The 17,354-nt window shown below is 59.3% G+C and carries 15 protein-coding genes and 2 pseudogenes; 12 read left to right on the top strand and 5 right to left on the bottom strand.

What is annotated here, in order from left to right; all coding sequences use genetic code 11:
• Positions 1 to 27 precede the first annotated feature (27 nt).
• The 5 genes and pseudogenes from PRZ01_RS18255 to PRZ01_RS18235 form a co-directional block, all read left to right on the top strand.
• Positions 28 to 876, top strand: coding sequence for a carboxymuconolactone decarboxylase family protein (locus PRZ01_RS18255; protein ID WP_273598275.1), 849 nt, complete (start codon positions 28 to 30; stop codon positions 874 to 876).
• A gap of 84 nt (positions 877 to 960) precedes the next feature.
• Positions 961 to 1,542: a hypothetical protein gene (locus PRZ01_RS18250; protein ID WP_273598274.1), complete on the top strand. Its 582-nt coding sequence runs from the start codon at positions 961 to 963 to the stop codon at positions 1,540 to 1,542.
• Positions 1,543 to 1,599: 57 nt separating this feature from the next.
• Positions 1,600 to 2,310 (top strand): SDR family NAD(P)-dependent oxidoreductase, encoded by a 711-nt coding sequence (locus tag PRZ01_RS18245; RefSeq protein ID WP_273598273.1) that lies wholly within the window; start codon positions 1,600 to 1,602, stop codon positions 2,308 to 2,310.
• Entirely contained in the window at positions 2,307 to 3,659 is a 1,353-nt protein-coding gene (locus PRZ01_RS18240) for an IS30 family transposase (protein WP_273598272.1), read from the top strand. The genes PRZ01_RS18245 and PRZ01_RS18240 overlap by 4 nt, the downstream gene beginning before the upstream one ends.
• Positions 3,660 to 3,687: 28 nt before the next feature.
• Positions 3,688 to 3,996 (top strand): annotated as a pseudogene (locus tag PRZ01_RS18235) (integrase core domain-containing protein); the annotation flags it as partial.
• Positions 3,997 to 4,035: 39 nt separating this feature from the next.
• Here PRZ01_RS18235 and PRZ01_RS18230 read toward each other — a convergent pair.
• A pseudogene (locus PRZ01_RS18230) lies at positions 4,036 to 4,872 on the bottom strand (IS256 family transposase); the annotation flags it as partial.
• A 416-nt stretch (positions 4,873 to 5,288) separates the two neighbouring features.
• Here PRZ01_RS18230 and PRZ01_RS18225 point away from each other — a divergent pair.
• The 4 genes from PRZ01_RS18225 (at position 5,289) to PRZ01_RS18210 (ending at position 8,957) form a co-directional block, all read left to right on the top strand.
• Entirely contained in the window at positions 5,289 to 5,438 is a 150-nt protein-coding gene (locus PRZ01_RS18225) for a hypothetical protein (RefSeq protein WP_273598271.1), read from the top strand.
• A 484-nt stretch (positions 5,439 to 5,922) separates the two neighbouring features.
• Positions 5,923 to 6,891 carry a DUF932 domain-containing protein gene (locus PRZ01_RS18220; protein ID WP_273598270.1) on the top strand — a complete coding sequence of 323 codons (969 nt, stop codon included), beginning with the start codon at positions 5,923 to 5,925 and terminating at the stop codon, positions 6,889 to 6,891.
• A gap of 118 nt (positions 6,892 to 7,009) precedes the next feature.
• A complete protein-coding gene (locus PRZ01_RS18215) occupies positions 7,010 to 8,011 on the top strand; it encodes a YqaJ viral recombinase family nuclease (RefSeq protein WP_273598269.1) in 1,002 nt (333 codons plus the stop codon).
• A 31-nt stretch (positions 8,012 to 8,042) separates the two neighbouring features.
• Complete coding sequence (locus PRZ01_RS18210; protein WP_273598268.1) at positions 8,043 to 8,957, top strand: recombination directionality factor; 915 nt, start codon at positions 8,043 to 8,045, stop codon at positions 8,955 to 8,957.
• Between the two features lie 4 nt (positions 8,958 to 8,961).
• Here the strand turns inward: PRZ01_RS18210 and PRZ01_RS19285 are convergent, their stop codons facing one another.
• Positions 8,962 to 9,264 (bottom strand): helix-turn-helix domain-containing protein, encoded by a 303-nt coding sequence (locus tag PRZ01_RS19285; RefSeq protein WP_338111486.1) that lies wholly within the window; start codon positions 9,262 to 9,264, stop codon positions 8,962 to 8,964.
• 168 nt (positions 9,265 to 9,432) lie between these two features.
• Here PRZ01_RS19285 and PRZ01_RS18200 point away from each other — a divergent pair, with 168 nt between their 5' ends.
• A complete protein-coding gene (locus tag PRZ01_RS18200) occupies positions 9,433 to 10,209 on the top strand; it encodes a DUF4339 domain-containing protein (protein ID WP_273598267.1) in 777 nt (258 codons plus the stop codon).
• A gap of 69 nt (positions 10,210 to 10,278) precedes the next feature.
• On the top strand, positions 10,279 to 11,259 hold the full coding sequence (locus tag PRZ01_RS18195; RefSeq protein WP_273598266.1) for a hypothetical protein: 981 nt from the start codon (positions 10,279 to 10,281) through the stop codon (positions 11,257 to 11,259).
• Between the two features lie 815 nt (positions 11,260 to 12,074).
• Here the strand turns inward: PRZ01_RS18195 and PRZ01_RS18190 are convergent.
• The 3 genes from PRZ01_RS18190 to PRZ01_RS18180 are packed head-to-tail and all read right to left on the bottom strand — an operon-like array spanning position 12,075 to position 15,981.
• A complete protein-coding gene (locus PRZ01_RS18190; RefSeq protein ID WP_273598265.1) occupies positions 12,075 to 14,180 on the bottom strand; it encodes a DUF3732 domain-containing protein in 2,106 nt (701 codons plus the stop codon).
• Entirely contained in the window at positions 14,177 to 14,638 is a 462-nt protein-coding gene (locus PRZ01_RS18185) for a three component ABC system middle component (protein ID WP_273598264.1), read from the bottom strand. The genes PRZ01_RS18190 and PRZ01_RS18185 overlap by 4 nt, the downstream gene beginning before the upstream one ends.
• Positions 14,635 to 15,981, bottom strand: coding sequence for a hypothetical protein (locus PRZ01_RS18180; protein ID WP_273598263.1), 1,347 nt, complete (start codon positions 15,979 to 15,981; stop codon positions 14,635 to 14,637). Before PRZ01_RS18180 ends, PRZ01_RS18185 begins: the two co-directional genes overlap by 4 nt.
• Positions 15,982 to 16,385: 404 nt before the next feature.
• Here PRZ01_RS18180 and PRZ01_RS18175 point away from each other — a divergent pair, with 404 nt between their 5' ends.
• Positions 16,386 to 17,297 (top strand): hypothetical protein, encoded by a 912-nt coding sequence (locus tag PRZ01_RS18175; protein ID WP_273598262.1) that lies wholly within the window; start codon positions 16,386 to 16,388, stop codon positions 17,295 to 17,297.
• The last annotated feature ends 57 nt before the right edge of the window (positions 17,298 to 17,354 follow it).

Here is a 17,354-nt window from a genome sequence, read left to right as displayed (position 1 = left end):
GTCGTGTCCCTCGGTACGGTTGCACCCATGCCAAACACCAACACGACCGTGAACGCAAAGACCTACCAAGGCGGGCTGGACTGCCTGCGCATGATTGAGGCAACCGACAAGCCATCGATCATTGATGCCATGGCCGAGATCGCGCCCGATCTTGCTCGACTCGCAATCGGCTTCGTCTATGGCGAAATCTATCCTCGCCCGCATCTGAGTCTGAAGGAGAGGCAGCTCATCACCGTTGCCGCGCTTGCCGCACTGGGCAACGCGCGGCCTCAGCTCAAATTTCACATCGCCGGTGCGCTCAACGTCGGCTGCAGCGCAACCGAAATCATCGAGCTGATGATGCATCTGGTGGTCTACGCGGGCTTTCCAGCGGGGCTGAACGGCGTGTTCGCAGCCAAGGAGGTGTTCCAGGAGCGTGGCTTGAAGTTCGATCCCGCGCCGCAGACCAGTCCGGCGCAGAACGCGCGCTTTCACATGGGCTGGGATGCGCTGTCCCGCATCGACGGCCACGCCGGGGAGCAGGTCATCGCCGCCCTGGCCGACGTGGCGCCCGACCTCGGCCGCTTCATCATCGAGTTCGGGTTCGGCGACATCTACACCCGCCCTGGCATGAACCTGCTACAGCGCGAATTGGTCACCGTCGGCGCTCTCACGGCCTTGGGCACCGCGACGCCACAACTCAAAGTGCACGTGCATGGCCTGCTCAACGTCGGCGGCACACGCGAACAGTTGATCGAGGCCGTCATTCACGTCGCCGCTTACGCCGGCTTTCCGGCTGCCATCAATGCGATGTTGGCGGCCAAGGAAGTGCTCGATGAGCGCGAACCTGAACCGAAGAATGCTGCCGGTTCGTCGTCGCCACGCGGCAGAAGGTGACGCCAGAGTTCACCGATCCCCACCGTACCACCGCCACCCCTACTGCAATCACCTCAGCAGCCCTTTCACTTGACGGAGAAAACCATGTCTACCAAAGCCCTTTTGATCACTGAAGTGACGCCGAGAACTGGTTCTACGAAGCAGGTCGTCGAGGCCTGGGCCGCGCTGATGCCGCCGAAGAGCAGCGTGATCCAGCGTGCCATCTACCAGTCGCTCGATGGTGAGGTTGCTCTCGAACTGTGCGCCTTGAACACATTGGCCGACGCTACGACCCTTGAGTCTTGGTGGGCACTCGCACGGGAGAAGCTGAGCCCAAACCTTGCCAGCGACTTTCGGCGGCAGCTCCTGACCTTCGTGGAAGCGCCGAAGGACACACCGGATGCCCTGCCTGCAACGGCCTACGTGCAACTTCGGCATGTCGAAGTGCCACCCGACCGCTACGCGGACTACCGAGCTTGGCGCGAGAGGACAATCTTTGACGTTGTTCGGACCGCAACCGAAGTCGAGGTCTTTCTGGCCTATCACACGGTGCTGAGCACCGAGCCTGGCGTCATGTTCGTGTCCGGGTTCTCCGGACCGGTGGACAACTACGCAGCGGTGTTCAGTTCCCCCCCGCTATCAACAGATCGTCCGCGAAGCCGGCGACCAGTTCATCACCGGTGGTGATCGCGGTCTGTACACACGGCTCTACCAGCGCATGGCCACCGCCTGACGAGGCCCGCTATGAAGTCGCACATCAACGATGATCTTCGGGACCGAGTGGCTCTGGTCAGTGGAGCGACGGGCGGGATGGGCAGTGCGATCTGCGCTCGGCTGCTGGAGGACGGAATGCGCGTCGTCATGCTGGGCCGCGACGCGGCCAAGCTCGCACGCGTCCACGACACCCTGTCCACGAACGTGAGTGAAAGCGATCGGATTTCCACCCAGGTGGTGGACATCAGCGAACCGGAGTCGGTTCTCCAGGCCATCGCCGAGGTACTGAGTCGGTACGGCCGGGTGACCGATCTTGTGCAGGCCGCCGGAGACGGACCTGTGGCCTCGTTGCTCGAAACCGATGAGGGCATGTGGGCCGAGACCGTCCAAGGAAAGTTGCTCGGCACCGTGCGGCTGGCCCGCGCGGTTGCCCCCGGCATGATCAGCGCGAAGTCCGGTCGGATGGTGATCGTGAACGGCGTTTTCAGCCAGGAGCCCGATCCTCTCTTCCCCATCAACAGCACGATCAACTGCGCCCTTGCCGGCTTCGCCAAGGCGATCTCGCGTGACCTTGGAAAGCACGGGATTCGAGTCAACGTGGTGAATCCAGGCGCCACGACCACGCCGCTGTGGGACACGATCTGTCGAGACCTCGCCGCACGCTTTGGGGGGCGGATTCAACCGGTCGTCGCAACACTTTCAACCAGGAGGTGTTTATGGGGAGACCCGCAGGATGGATGAAGCAGTTGACTGGCAGAGACGCAATGCGATCTCCAGGGGCACCATCGCTACGGCGAGAGGTCGAGCGTCAGTTCTGGGTTCAGATTGCAACCGGAATCACGAGTGAGAAGGCCGCCGACGCAGTTGGCGTTTCTCAGGCTGTGGGATCTCGCTGGTTCCGGCATCGTGGTGGCATGCCTTTGTTCATGTCGAAACCTGTATCTGACAAGTACCTATCGTTCGCGGAGCGAGAAGAGATCGGGATCCTGCGGGCGCAAGATCTTGGTGTACGGGAGATCGCTCGTCGTCTTGGGCGCAGCCCCTCAACCGTGTCGCGGGAGCTGACTCGCAACGCAGCGACCCGCTGCGGCAAGCTAGAGTACCGACCCTCAGTCGCACAGTGGAAGTCGGAGCTTCTGGCCAGACGCCCCAAGCCGGCCAAGCTGGTGACGAATCTACGCCTGCGCGAGTATGTCCAAGAACGCCTGGAGGGCTCTATCCATGATGCTCGCGGGCTTGAAGTCTCAGGCCCCCAGCAGACGCCGTTCATTGGTCGCAATAAGCCTCACCGCGGTGACCGCAAGTGGGTCAATGGCTGGTCGCCGGAGCAGATTGCCAACCGATTGCTGCTCGACTTCCCCGATGATCCCTCTATGCGCATTTCGCACGAAGCCATCTACCAGGCCCTGTACATCCAGGGTCGAGGCGCCCTCAAGCGCGAGTTGGTAAGCTATCTGCGCACTGGCCGTGCTTTACGCACCCCTCGGGCCCGTAGCCAGGCCAAAGCGTGGGCGCATGTCAGTGAAGATGTAATGATCTCGAACCGCCCTGCTGAGATAGAAGATCGTGCTGTGCCCGGTCACTGGGAGGGGGACTTGATCATCGGTCTGGACAGATCGGCCATTGGGACGCTGGTGGAACGGACGAGCCGTTTCACCGTGCTTGTGCACCTTCCGCGTGAATCGGGCTATGGACAGAGTCCTCGTATGAAAAATGGTCCACCGCTGGCGGGATACGGGGCCGTCACTATGGCCAATGCCCTCAAGCAAGCAGTCACGAAGCTGCCTACCCAGCTATGGCAATCTTTGACATGGGACCGTGGCAAAGAGCTGTCGGACCACGCCAGATTCACCATCGAGTCTGGGGTAAAGGTGTTCTTTGCTGATCCCCACAGCCCATGGCAACGCGGCACGAACGAGAACACGAATGGGCTGCTGCGCCAATACTTCCCAAAGGGCACCGACCTATCAAGGTGGAGTGATGAAGAGATTCAAGCGGTGGCACTGACCCTCAACAACAGGCCGCGTAAAACGTTGGGTTGGAAGACGCCGACGGAAGCCATGACCGTCTACCTAGAATGCGTCGCTTGATCCGGTGTTGCGACGACCAGTTGAATCCGCCCAATACGTCAGCATTCGGTACACCGAACGCTTGGCGGAAGCTGGCGTTGAACCGTCCGTAGGCAGCAAGGGGGACAGCTACGACAACGCGCTGGCCGAGACGATCAACGGGCTCTACAAGGCCGAGCTGATTCATCGCCGCGCCCCGTGGAAGACCAAGGAAGCTGTGGAACTGGCGACTCTGGAATGGGTGGCCTGGTTCAACAACCACCGCCTGCTCGAACCCATCGGCTACATACCGCCTGCAGAGGCTGAGGCAAACTACTACCGGCAACTCGCCAGTCAAGCCGTCGCGGTGGCGGTCTGACTTAAACCAAATGGCCTCCACAAATCCCGGGGCGATTCAGTTGCGGATCAGGTGCACGATGCAGGTCTGCAGCGTCGTGGCCGGGAACACCGCGCCCAGCGCCTCTGGCATGCCTTTTAGGCCGTCGGTGACGGCAATCAAGATGTCTTGCACCCCACGGGTCTTCAACTCGTTGAAGACCTTCATCCAGAACTTGGCGCCCTCGGTGTTTTCGATCCAGATGCCCAGGATGTCGCGGCTGCCGTCGGGCAGCACGCCCAGGGCCAGATACACGGCCTTGGAGCGCACGAGCGCATCTTCGCGGATCTTGACCCGCAGCGCGTCAAAGAACACCACCGGGTACATCGACTCCAGCGGCCGCGTCTGCCAGGCGGTGACCTCGCTCATGACTTCGTCTGTGACGCGACTGATGAGGTCTGGCGAGACCTCCACCGAGTACATCTCCGCCAGGAAACCCTGGATCTCTCGCACCGTCATGCCGCGTGCGTACATGGCAATGATCTTGTCGTCAAAGCCAGTAAAGCGCCGCTCGTGCTTGCCGATGAGTTGCGGCTCGAACGTGCCCTCACGGTCGCGAGGAACGTCGATGCGCAGGGCCCCAGCGTCGGTCAGCACGGTCTTGGCACTCTTGCCGTTGCGATGGTTGGCGGCCGATCCCAAAGGCTTGATTTCACCCGGCGCGTAGCCAAGGTGATGACTCATCTCAGCTCCGAGCGCACGCTCGAACAAGGCCTTCTTCATCTGATCAAATAGTCCCTGCATTTGCTCAGGCGTCATCGGCCCGGTGACCAGTTGGTCAAGCAACTCGGCGGGGATCTGGAATTGCGGCTGCGCCGCCTGGTCCGCCGTAGCGGTGGGTTTTGTCTTGCGTGGCATTCATGCTCCTTGTCGACATGCTATGCCTCACACACAAAATTTCTGACAGGCTCTTGCTGGCCGACCCTTGGGCCTTTCGCGGGTCCTATTTGACCTTTCCCCTGTGCGTTGGATAGCTTGGAACAAGCACTATGTCTGCATAACTTCTTGACTTGAATGCAGTTCTTTTCAGGCACATATCACTGACCTAGACGAACGCTAGATGCTTCATCGCCGCGCAGCGTGCGGTGCCATGTTTGCTTGCTACTTCTAAGCCCTAAACCAAAGGCCCGGCTGATCGAAAGATCAGACCGGGCCTTATGCCGTCAGCACGCAGTGCATCAGCTGAATCTGCTCACCTGCACCAAACCAAGGAGGTTTCACCGGCATCCAAATCCACGCCCCCACTCTCGCACTAACCACCTCATGGAGCCAACATGAAATTCAACGATTCCCCGCTGGACTACCTCGCTGCATTCGCCATCGCTTTCGCGTCCGGCGCACTTTCAGCTGTTGGGATGTTCCAGTACATCACCTCCCTCAAATCGAAATGGCCGACGCATGAAAAACGTATGCCCCCGCTGTAGATCGGCATCGTGCTGCCGGCGCGATCTCGGCAAGTGGGCCGCTGGTTCGATTGGCGCAGCAGCTGGCGCGGCCCGTGGCGCTTCTCAAGCCTGGAATGGCCCCAAGTTGGGGGCCTCGATAGGCCTGAGAGCCTCGCCACAGGCTGCTGCCGTCGGCGCGATCTCGGGTGCAATTCTGGGTGGCCTGCTGGGCGGTGTCTCGGGTTGCAGCATTGGTCACGCGCTGGGCTCTGCACTGGATGAGCATGTGTTCGACGCCTACCGCTGCCTTGACTGCGGATTCACATTCAACCTGGCACCACGCCCGGCGCCATCCGCATCGACTGACTGAAGTCGACCTTCCGGCGCTCGAAGCCCTGCATGCCGATCGCGGCTGCACATTCCATCCCCGTTAACCACCCATGACTGACCCAAGCCTGTAGGCCCTGAGCCCGCAGGCCACCTTCGCTCGTCTGAACTTATTCAACCGCACAAGAAAATTCAAATGGCACACCTTCTCGAATCCATGGCCTACGTCGGCGAAACACCGTGGCACGAACTCGGCAGCAAATTGCCGCCCAAACAGCCCATTGAGGTCTGGGCTGACAAAGCGGGCATGAACTGGGACATCTGTTCGACGCCAGTCCGGTACATGACCGAGCAAGCCGGCACGCTGGGCGCGGTCATGTCTTTTGACGAACAAATGGTGCTGTACCGCAGCGACACCAAAGCACCGCTGTCCGTCGTCAGCGACCGGTATCAGGTGGTGCAGCCGCGTGAGGTGCTGGAGTTCTACCGTGACCTGACTGAAGTCTCCGGCTTCGAGCTGGAGACAGCAGGCGTTCTCAAAGCTGGCAAGAAGTTCTGGGCCTTGGCGAAGACGGGCAAAGAATCCATGCTCAAGGGCAATGACGTCGTCAAAGGCTACTTGCTGCTGGCCACATCGTGCGACGGCACGCTGGCCACCACGGCCACTCCGACGACGGTTCGGGTGGTCTGCAACAACACCCTAACCATCGCGTTGAACGGTTCCAGCAGCGCCATCAAAGTGCCACACCGTACGAGCTTTGATGCATTGGCCGTCAAGAAGCAACTGGGCATAGCGGTGTCGCAGTGGGACAGCTTCATATACCGCATGAAGACCCTGTCCGAGCGCAAGGTCAAAAGCCACGAAGCGATGAACTACTTCCTCAAGGTCATTTGCCAAGCGGACTTCCAAGGCGATAGCGCGCCAGGCCTGAGCAACGAACGTGCCCTGAAAAAGGTGCAGGCCTTGTTTGACGGCGCTGGCAGAGGTGCAGAGCTAGCCGCTGCCAAAGGCACAGCTTGGGGCCTGCTCAATGCCGTCACCGAGTTCGTCGATCACGAACGCAAGGCTCGCAACCAAGAGTACCGGCTGGACAGCGCTTGGTTCGGTCAAGGCGCCAATCTCAAGCAGCGCGCGCTTGATCAAGCCTTGCAGTTGATCTCTTGAGGCTACATCGCTCCCCTCCCGTCAAACGCCAATCCCGACGGCATAAGCCCCGACCCACCTCGTGTGGGCCGGGGCTTTATTTCATCTGAGTCCAAACCATTCGTAAGAAGGAGCTTTCATGGCACTCGCCCAATCATCAACCCAACCCGCATCGCGCAAGCCAGCATTGAGGCTTGTCAAAACGACCAACCTGGATCGCGATCAGTGGCTGGAAGTCCGCAAAGGCGGCATCGGCAGCTCGGATGCCGGCGCCGCTGTCGGCCTGAACCCGTACAAGTCTCAGTTGCAGCTCTGGATGGAGAAAACCGGGCGGGACGCCAACCTGCCCAAAACTGATCCCAACGACGAGACCAGCCCGATGTACTGGGGCACGTTGTTAGAGCCCATCGTCGCAGCCCACTACACCCGCCGAACTGGCAACCGGGTTCGGCGCATCAACGCCGTGCTGCAGCATCCAGACGAGCCATGGATGCTGGCCAACATCGACCGGGAAGTCACTGGCGCCCCCGAAGTTCAGATTCTTGAATGCAAGACGGCTGGCATCAATGGCGCCAGGCTGTGGAAAGACGGTGTTCCTGAGTATGTGCAGCTTCAGGTCATGCACCAACTGGCAGTGACCGGCAAGCAGGCCGCTGACGTCGCTGTGCTCTTGGGTGGGCAGGACTTGCAGGTGCACCGAATCGAGCGGGACGAAATTCTGATCCAGCGCCTTATCGAACTGGAAAGGAAGTTCTGGCGCTATGTCGTGGACGACGTGGCCCCACCCGCCGATGGTTCGGATTCCGCTGACACCGCCTTACGGGCGCTCTACCCGCAGGACTCAGGGCAAACGCTGGACCTGTCTGCGGACTTTGCCATGTCTGGCGTGTTCTCAGACTTGCTGGCCGTGCGGCAGGTGCTGGACCAGCAAAGCCTGCTCGAAGCTCAGCTTAAGCAGCGCATTCAGCAGCACATGGGCGACGCAACGAAGGCCATCTTTGAAAGAGGCGATGTGACCTGGAAGCGAAGCAAGGATTCTCAAGTGTTGGACGCAACTCGGCTTTGCAAGGACGAACCCGAACTGGCCCGCTGCTTCATGACGACCAGGCCCGGATCACGACGCTTTGTAGTGACGGGCTGAAACCATCAAACTCAACAAGGAGAACACCATCATGCTCAAAGGACTGGCCCTAACGCCGCCCATCATCGGGCGGATCTCCATCGGCAAGGTTGTCGAGAAAAACGGCAAGCGAATGCCAGAGAAGGACGACGAATTCACACTGACCAGCCAGGTTCAAAACAAGGACGGCTGGGTGCCTCATCCGTTGAACGAAACCTTGCGCCAGGCCAACACCAAACTGCGCCAGATCCCAGTGCGGCTGCTGTTCGACGACCCTGACCTCAACATGCGCGCCAGCTACAGCTGTTTTGACCGGCAGACCGGTCGGCCGGTGTGCGTCGGCAATGGCGAAACCTGCAAGCGCTCAACCGCCTCAGGCGTCCAATCGATGTCTTGCCCTGCGCCGGAAGGCTGCGAACTTGCTCAGAAAGGCTGCAAGCCCTTTGGGCGGCTCAACGTACGAATTGGCGATGACGATGAGCTGAGTGCCTTTGTGTTCCGCACGACGGGTTTCAACAGCATTCGCACTTTGTCCACGAGGCTGCGCTACTTTCATGCAGCGTCAGGCGGACGTTTGTCGACCTTGGCCCTGGAATTGAGGCTGCGGGGAAAGTCCACAACCCAGTCTCATCGGGCGCCGATTTATTACGTCGATCTGGCGCTGCGCGGTGGCCTGCGCTTGAGCGAAGCTGTGGCCGAGGCTCGCGCGGAATGGGACCTGCGGCAGGCTGGAGGCTTTGATCAACTGGCCCTTGACGCGACGGCGCGGGAAGGCCTGGAGCAGGGCGCCTTCGAGGAGTCGGTCGAGGATAGCCCTGCCATCGTGGAGGAGTTTTTTCCGGAACGCGGACCTGGCGAAGGGGCGCAAGAGGATGAGCACCCCAGCACTGGAACCCAAAGCGTGACGGACCAGCTCGCTGCCAAGTTGGCAAGGAAGCTCACGTCTCAATCAGCGGCTGCGGCGTAACACCTTATTTCACCGGCTCAAGCAGCACGCGGGCATCTACGCCCAACGCATCTGCGATTCGCTGGATATTGCGAATGCTCAGATTGCGGCGCTTGCGCTCGATGCCCGAAATATAGGTTCGATCCAGATCGCAGAGATCGCCCAAAGCCTCTTGGGATAACTGGCGCTGCAGGCGCAAGGTGCGCATGTTCTCGGCGAATAGCCGGAGAAGGCGATCCTCGTCGGCAGGAGCTGGTACAGCACCACGACCACGTGGGCTGAGCAGCTTGCGGCCAGCTAATAGGGAGGGTTCTGAGGCGCTTTTCACGCCTCAGATCCTCTAGATATGAGGACAATAAGACTACGGACTATGAGTCACGTATGCCAATGATGCGAAGGCTTGCGTGAACTTACTACTCGGAACGATGCCACTGCGGCATCGCTTTTTTTGCTTACCAATGAGACTCAAAGTCAACAAAAGGGAAGGGGAGCATTCATGACAGAAAACTCCGCATCACAAGAGATCCTCTGGTACTACGAACAATCAGGCCAGCACAAAGGGCCAGTCTCAACCGCCGACATCCAGACGCTAGCCCTCAATGGCACCGTGTCTGCAAGCACTTTGATCTGGCGCAGCGGCTGGGGTGCCTGGGCTCCCATGGATCGCTCAGAACTGCGGGTGCTCCTGTCTGACGCGTCTGCCGTGTTGCCAGCTAAAGACGATCCTGCCAGCAAGACCTGGCACTACGAGCAGTCTGGCCAGCGCAAAGGCCCAGTGACCCAAGCCGAGATGCACGTGATGATTGAAGGTGGCGTCATAACCCATGGCTCCCTTGTCTGGAGTGCCGGTATGCCTGCCTGGACACCGGTCGAGGCCACAGAGCTAAGTTTGCAGCTGTTACATGACGCCTCTCCGCCACTGCCCGGTGACGCGATCAACAACAGTGTTGTTTGGCTGCTGGCACTGTCGCCTGTACTGATCGAGCTGCTCCGCTACGTCATCGCGCTGATCGCCACGGGAGGCAACGAAGCACGGGCCGATCGACTGGTATCGCAAAACGCCTTTTGGGTGGTCGGGCCCGTGGTCAGCATCGCCCTGTCCTACTGGGACGTCTCTGTTCTCAAGAAGGCCGGCGTGAATACCCAGTTGCTGGGCCAGGCTTGGCTCGTACCGGTCTATCTCTTCAAGCGGTCCAAAGCGCTGACACAACGCCCTGCCTATGCATGGGTCTGGATCGGGCTCTTTGTGCTTAGCCTGTTTGCGGGCGCCTGAGTTCAGGCCGATGTGCGCATTGACCAGCAGCACTGGGGCTTCCCAATTTTTGAACTATTCAAATCAACCATGAACGATCACAACAACGCTCCTAGCGGCACATCGACCGACGTGCCGCCGCCCCTGCCATCTAAACTGCCGGGCGCCAGTGCATCGGCGCCGTCGCACAACGAGCGGCCGCCCGCACCGTTTAAGTCAGTAGCGACTCGCCCGAACGAGCCGCTGCCTATTGGTATCAAGGGCTGGTGCTGGGGTGGCTTCTTGCTCAACTGGGTCTGGGCGATCCGCTTCCGTGTTTGGTGGGGTTTGCTCGCCCTGGTGCCATTTGTTGGCCTGGCTGTGCCGATCTGGCTCGGCATCAAGGGGCGTGAACTGGCCTGGCGCCGAGGCGAATGGACCAGCGTGCAAGCGTTCAACGACGCGCAACGCAAGTGGTCTATCGGCGGGGCGGTGGTCACCGCTCTGGCTTGCCTGGCCTACGGCGGAAGCTTCGCCTACGAGCGGTGGCAGGCCCATCAAGCCGAAGTAGCCGCATCAGGTCCGGGCATGACGCCGGAGCAAATGGCCAAGATCATTTCCGCGCCTGTAGATCTCAAGAAGCTGGGGGTGGCGACCAGCGTGGACTTGAGCATATTCGAAGGCGCACAGGCTGGTACCGTGCTGAAGGACGCCTACTGGGGGCCGAAGATCGCCGCGATCACGCCAGCAGCCGGCCGACAATGCGTGGACCAGACGCTACCAGAGCTGCCGCCCCTGCGTCTGAAAAGTGAACGGTTCGTCGTCAGTGTGGCCCATGGCTCGCATGCAGAGAACTGGGTGGCGGGCTTACTGCAGCTCGGCGCCGACGGGCAGGTGGAATTGGCCCTGGTTTGCGACTTCGCAAGCGACCACATCCTGTTTATGAGGTCGCTGGATGTCAGCGCTGCGGTGTCGCCGGGCGTGAAGAGCTGGCTCCAAGAGCAGGGCAGCCCAGACACGAAGGTCACGGTCTTCGATGGCAAGCAGTCCCATGAAACGACCGTCGGCGCCTTGCTCAGCACACCAAACTAACTCCCGCAGGCCGCTGAAGGAAGGTATCAATCCGAGCAAATAGTGGCCGGGCCAACTCAGTAGCGCGTCAACACTTGCCAGCAGCGCAGACACGGCGTAGGCCACTCCATCCATCGAACGGCGATTGAGTGGCTTTGTCTTGCTTTTTTTTTGTTCGAACGCCATCGAATTGCGCAGGCTGCCCAGTCCATGAGCCAATCGCACCGACAGCACAGGCAGGGTCGGCAGCAATGCGCCCAATTGCCAAAGTTCATTTGACTTCGGCACTAGGCTGGCAGCCGAAGCCCGGTTTCTGTGCACCAATTGCCGCTGCTGCCGACTCGGGTCATTGAGCATTTCGTTGGACGAATGTCTGCAGCACCTTCCGAAGCTGCCGATCGGCTAAGTCTGAGTGTGCGACCAACAAGGCAGGAGACGATGGCAGACCCAACGACAGCTTTCACAAGCTGCGAATCAGCATCAGGGCGCCGCTGGCGTCAACGGCGAATGTGCCTGTGGCGGTCTCCTCCGTGCCCATAGCCGAAGTACGACCTCAGGGCTGACGGTCGCCACTGCAGCGATTGCCGTCGTCGCCCTCGGTGCCTCCGACGTCTGCATCGAATGCGAAATCCGACACCCGAGTTCGATGGGTGACCTGCTCAGCGCTGCCCTAGTGTTCACGCAGCCGAAATGAAAGCTCGCCAGTTGATTGGGCCGTTACGGCTGAGTGTTAATTTCCATCTGGAACTGACCCAGTAGGCCACCAGGACAAAGCCCGCCAGGTCCATCCAGGCGATGCGGGCGGGCCGCGATGTAGTCCTGGGCCTGCTGTAGGGTCACGTCGCGATGAAGCCTCGGTCACGCCAGCGGTCGGCGACGAAGTGCTCGAAGTCGTAGCCCTCGCCGAGCTCCAGTCTGTCGGCATGGTCGCAGACGATGATTTGCGGCTTGTTGCCGACCTCCTTTGCCGTGTCATCACAGAACTTGGCCAGGACGGTAAACATCTTGGCGACGGTATTCAAGTCGTCGTCGGCAGTCGAGATGCGTGTGTGCGTGTCCACAGGCGAGTTCGCGGCGCGTGTCGCGGGCTCGTCCGCAATCTCTTCGGACTGCGGGCTGCCGGGCGCGCTGGCGGTTGTGTCGTCCTGGTTCGCGCGCAATTGGGCTGCATTGAATTCCTTGCCGTAATCGGCGGAGGGGAAGTAGACCTGCGTCGGTTGGTCGAGAAACAGCACGGGCGGCAGCTTGCAGTCGGCGTAGGCCGCAAACTGGTAGTGCAGGGACAGGAACAGCGTCAGGTGCGAATACAGCCAGTTCGCGCCACTGCCCATCGACCTCAGGAAGACTTTCTTCTCCGGCGCGCCGTTTGTCCCAGGTGTCTCATGCCATAGGTCGAAGGAATCGATGTCGAACTTCAGGGATCCATTCTTGTAGGAGTCCTCGAAGTCGAAATGTGTGCCGACGATCTCCAGACGCCGGTTGATGTCGCGTTGCAACGCCAGCAGCCGGGGCTCGACATCGAGCAAAGCCTTCTTCGATTTCAGGTCCGCCACCCGGTCCTGGAGCAAATTCACCAACTCCGTGGTTTCCGTGGGCGGACTCTCGATGCGGCGTTCAATGGCGATTTCTAGCTTGATCTTGGCTTTCTGCGCTGCCGCATCGACAGACTTCGAGCGCTGCAGGCGGTCGGCCTCCTGGTCCAGTGGACGCAGTGTGCTTTCGACCTGCCGCAAAGCCTGGCGAGCCTTCTTGAGTTGCTCGTCAATGTCCCGACGCTCCTGTCCAAAGCCCTCGCGGGCATAGGCCGAGACCTTCAGCTCACCGTTGAGCCAGTGGATGGCCGCCGAGAGTCTGTTGGCCTCATCTTCGGCGGCTTCCGAGGGTGACGCACAGACCGGGCACACGGCATGGTCCAGATGGGTCGCCTTCGGGATGGGCAGATCCGTCATGGCACCGGCGAATCCCTCGACTTGCTGTGTCGAGACGTCGAGCAGGTAGCGTGTGTTCAGGGCCTTCTGGATCTCGGCCATGAGCTCGGCCTTGCGTGTGCGCAGTTCCTTGCGGGTCGCGTCGAAGGTATCCGACTGCCCATCGACAGTGACGGCAATGCCGGTCAAGCGTTCCAGGGCCTGCGCCGGCCGCAACCAGATTTCTTCGGCGGTCAACTCTGTCAGCGGCGTGCCCGCCAGGGCGTGGAACTCCCGCAGGTAGCCCGCCATCTCTCCGATGCCGGCCGATTTGATCTGCTCCTGCTTGGGGATGACGGCCAGGGCACGCTTGAGCTCGGTTTCTGCTTCGGCGAGTTCTTTGGCCAGGTCGAAATAGTCCTCTCCCACGATCCCCATGAAGATCTTGAAGTGATCGATGGCCTGTTCGCGTTTTCGCTTTTCGTCGAAGCGGTAAAAGATCGCATGCCGGTTGGCCACCAGGTTTTGATGCTGGAGCATGAACGAGGCAAAACTGCGGATGGAAGGCGTCGGGCTTTTCTGACGCATGAGCTGCTTCTGCAGCGGGTCGGTGTCGATGTCTTCCATAGTGACGCCGAAGTAGCGCCCCAGGCTCTTGGAGAATTCGATCCGGCTAAGCTGGTATTGCGCGGTGAAGAAGTTGTCCACATCCTTGATGTAGGCCAGCACATGCCTGGCCCGCTCGCCACTGACTTCTCGCAGGAAACATTGGTTGGCGTTGTCTGCTCTGCGGCCGGCGACGACCGCCATCCCGGAAAAGCGCCAAACGGTAAAAAATATCTTCGCCCGCTGGGAGATGATGCCTTGCGGAATCGTGTCTTCGGAACTGCCCATGCAGTAATCGAAGATGTCGAGAATGGCACTTTTGCCCTTTGAAGATTTACCGGTAATGATATTCAAGCCTTGCTTGAATATCACACTGTGCGGCTCATTTTCTTGGTCGATCACGCCGATATATCGGACATAACATTTCATAGCGACTTCAATCCCAGCATTCTATAAATGGTCACGACACTTTCGTTCCTGAATACCATGGCGAGCTGACTCGCATATCGCAGCATCTTGGGAGCTGCATTCTCTGACTGTCGGTTTTCACCGGCGATAACCGACAGGTCGTCGTTGAGTTGGAGGCTTTCATCCGAGCGCAGTATCAACAGCGCCTTGTTGGTGATGGGTTCATATTCCGAGATGCGAAGCGCCAAGCCGACCAATCGGGATGAGTCGGATGTCATGGTCCGGATCGAACTGGTTCGATTGGCGGTATGCAAATAGTCCTGCATCGCGGGAAAGGACACCAAGGGAAGAACTAAATAGCTCAGCAGTATGTCCTTCTCCCTTGGCTCCCAATTCAGGTAGAAGCTCTGGATCACTGGCGCGAGCGCAAAGGCGTTGCGATGCAAGGTATATAGATGATCGGCGGCGGTACTCGTCATTCCCAGAGTTTCCAGTGAAATTCTTCGTCCTTGTTTTTGGGAATCTCGTCTGCCAGCATGTGATAGATGCCATTGCGAAATTCCGGCATGGTGTTGGCCATGGCGCAAAAAGGTTCCGTCGAAGCTCTCAGACGTGCCAGGTAGAACCTGAGTGACGCCTTCTTGAGGGCCGCGTCGTCCTGCAGGCCGTCGCAATCCAGAATGGCCGCTTCTCGCTCCACAAAATGGTTGCTGCGGTGGTTGTGGAGATAAAGGTCAAGAGAGGGCTTGATGGGAATCTGATCCTTGAGGAGCCCGGAAATCGTGTCCTGCGCAAACAGGCGGTGCAGGGCCGCGTGTTTGAGATATTTTTCGCCCTCGATTTCGAGGATTTTCCTGGCGAAGAGCATGGGCCTGATTTCGTCGAGATCGACTCTTTCTTCCAGCGGCCGAAGATCTCTCAAAGGGAACTCTGCCGGATGTTTCATGCACAAGGAGTTCAGAGCAGTCAGCTTGGCGGTGAACGCCTCGTGGGTGATCTTCCAGCCGTTTAGGACGAGTTCGGTGCTGAACATGAAGCCCAGCAAGTCGTCAAGGTACTGTTGCTGCAACGACGGTCGTATGACTTTGAGGTAGCGGGTCTTGTAGCTGTCGATGCGCTCTGGCAGGGCGTCTTCGCCCGGGATGATGACCATGCGTTCCAACACCTCCAGCAGCGCCGCGCGGCTCTCGGGCGCTAGCACCTCCTGCTGTAGTGCCCGCGCCTTGGACGGTTTGCGGGCCGTAGTTTCAGCAGTTTGGACGGTCTCGTCCTGCGGCTCGGGTGACTCCTCCATTTGCGTCTGCGGTGCGCCAGCCCCGTCGCTGCCGATCTCCTGCATGCGCTCAAGCCGCTGCACAGCGGTCAGGGTGTTCCAGTTCTTGAGGCGGCTTTGGGTGCCGAACTCCTGAGTCGTCAGAAGCACCAGGGACTTGTAGCTGCTGCGGTCAAACCGCTCATGCAGCCAGTTCCGGATCGTGTTCCAGAAGTTCTGGTGGCTGTCGGTCAGCTTGTCGCTGTAGTGCTTGACCTCGATCTGCGTCTTGCCCGGCACGGTGACATCGCCCATGGCTTCAATCCATAGGCACTCTCCGGGCATGAGGTCGTGGCACTGTTCTACGGCCACAAGCAACTGATAATGCAGCGCTGCGAAAAGTACCGTTGCATCGAAGGGCAGAGCTTGCGTATCGGTCTTCAGCTGTTCGGACGGAGGTGGCATGGGCGGTGTCGGCTGCAACTCGAAGTCTCCTGTTTCCTCTGTCTCTGTCTCTGGCGGCTGGGTTGATGGGGCATGCCCGCAGTCACCATCCGGCACGGCCTGCATAGGTCAGGAAACGGCCAGTGCTGGCATTGTTTTTTGACATGTAAATAGACTGTATCGGAATGCTTGGGCTGTTCACCACGCTGGCTGCATCAGGTCTTCAGATATGAGTGGCGAGCCCGGTTGCTCTCAAGTTTCTGCTCTTCCAGGCAGCCGTCATTCATGGGAAGGCGGCCGACCAGTGGCTCACATCCTAATGCTGAATTTCGACGAACTTCAGCTATGGGCACACTGCTGCCGCAGATGACGAGAGAACGAGCGGATCCTCTAGGGTCGATCGCGCCTTTTCGACGTGTCAAGCAGCAGCCATTCGGCTCCGGTTGACCTACGACTTCGTGAACGGCGCCTCTGAATGACAACAGCACCATTGAGACCGGACACTCGCAGGTAACATTTGTGCCGTGTGCTTGGCAACTTATTACCAACAACAGGGTGGCTACTTGTTTTACCGGGATTCCGCAACTGAGGCTACGGCGGCACTAAACGTTGCTATTGCTGACTACAACGCAACTCACTACGCCGTCGTGGACGCCGCCAAATCGTTGTTCAATTTGCGCAAGCAGGTAGGAGAAATTCTGGTACCGCATGCAGCGGAATTTGTCGACCAGATCCATGATGCTCCGACGGAAATCCGGGACGTCTTTACCAAATTTGCCCACGAATTTTCCGCCTTCTCAAACGTTGGCCACGTGGTCAGCAAACAGATTGAGCAGGCCTCATTCAACAACGGGCGCGGCGAATTCGTGGTGGCAGGCGCAAGCTCAGTTTTGGGCGCCGGCGTCGCGCTTGGTGGTCCTCCGGCAGCCATTGCGATCGCAACAACGTTTGGGACTGCATCGACGGGGGCGGCGATATCAAGCCTCTACGGGTTGGCCTTAACAAATGCCACGATGGCCTGGCTCGGGGGCGGTGCCATCGCAGCCGGTGGAGGGGGTATGGCAGCCGGCACTGCCCAACTGGCCTTAGCAGCGCCAGTTGGGCTCGGCGTCGCTGGAGCAGGCATCACACTGAGTGCTGGGTATCACTTGTATAAGAATTTTAAAGTTGCGCGAACGGCACGAACTCGAATTGAATCGCTTGCTGAGTCGAAGCGGCTACTTGACATCGCTCGGCATCAAATCAGCGAAATGCTCGCTGCAACGACGTCGCACGCTTCTGGCCTTCGCATTCTTTTGACTCAATTCAAAGAGCAAGTCCTGCCCTCAATCTCTTTTCGAGATTGGACCGGAACTCAGCAAGCAGCAGTTCAGTCACTTACGACGCATGTTCAATCATTGACTTGGCTGCTCGGTTGGACTCTTGAAAAGCACGACGCATAGCCTCAAAAAAATCGCATCTTCAACCTAAAAATCGGCTTGTTAGGTTCACTCCGTCAG

The sequence above is a fragment of the Roseateles koreensis genome (assembly GCF_028595305.1).
Taxonomy (GTDB): Bacteria; Pseudomonadota; Gammaproteobacteria; order Burkholderiales; family Burkholderiaceae_C; genus Paucibacter_A; species Paucibacter_A koreensis.
Note: the sequence above shows the minus strand (reverse complement) of the source record. Positions and strands in the feature narration are given on the sequence as shown.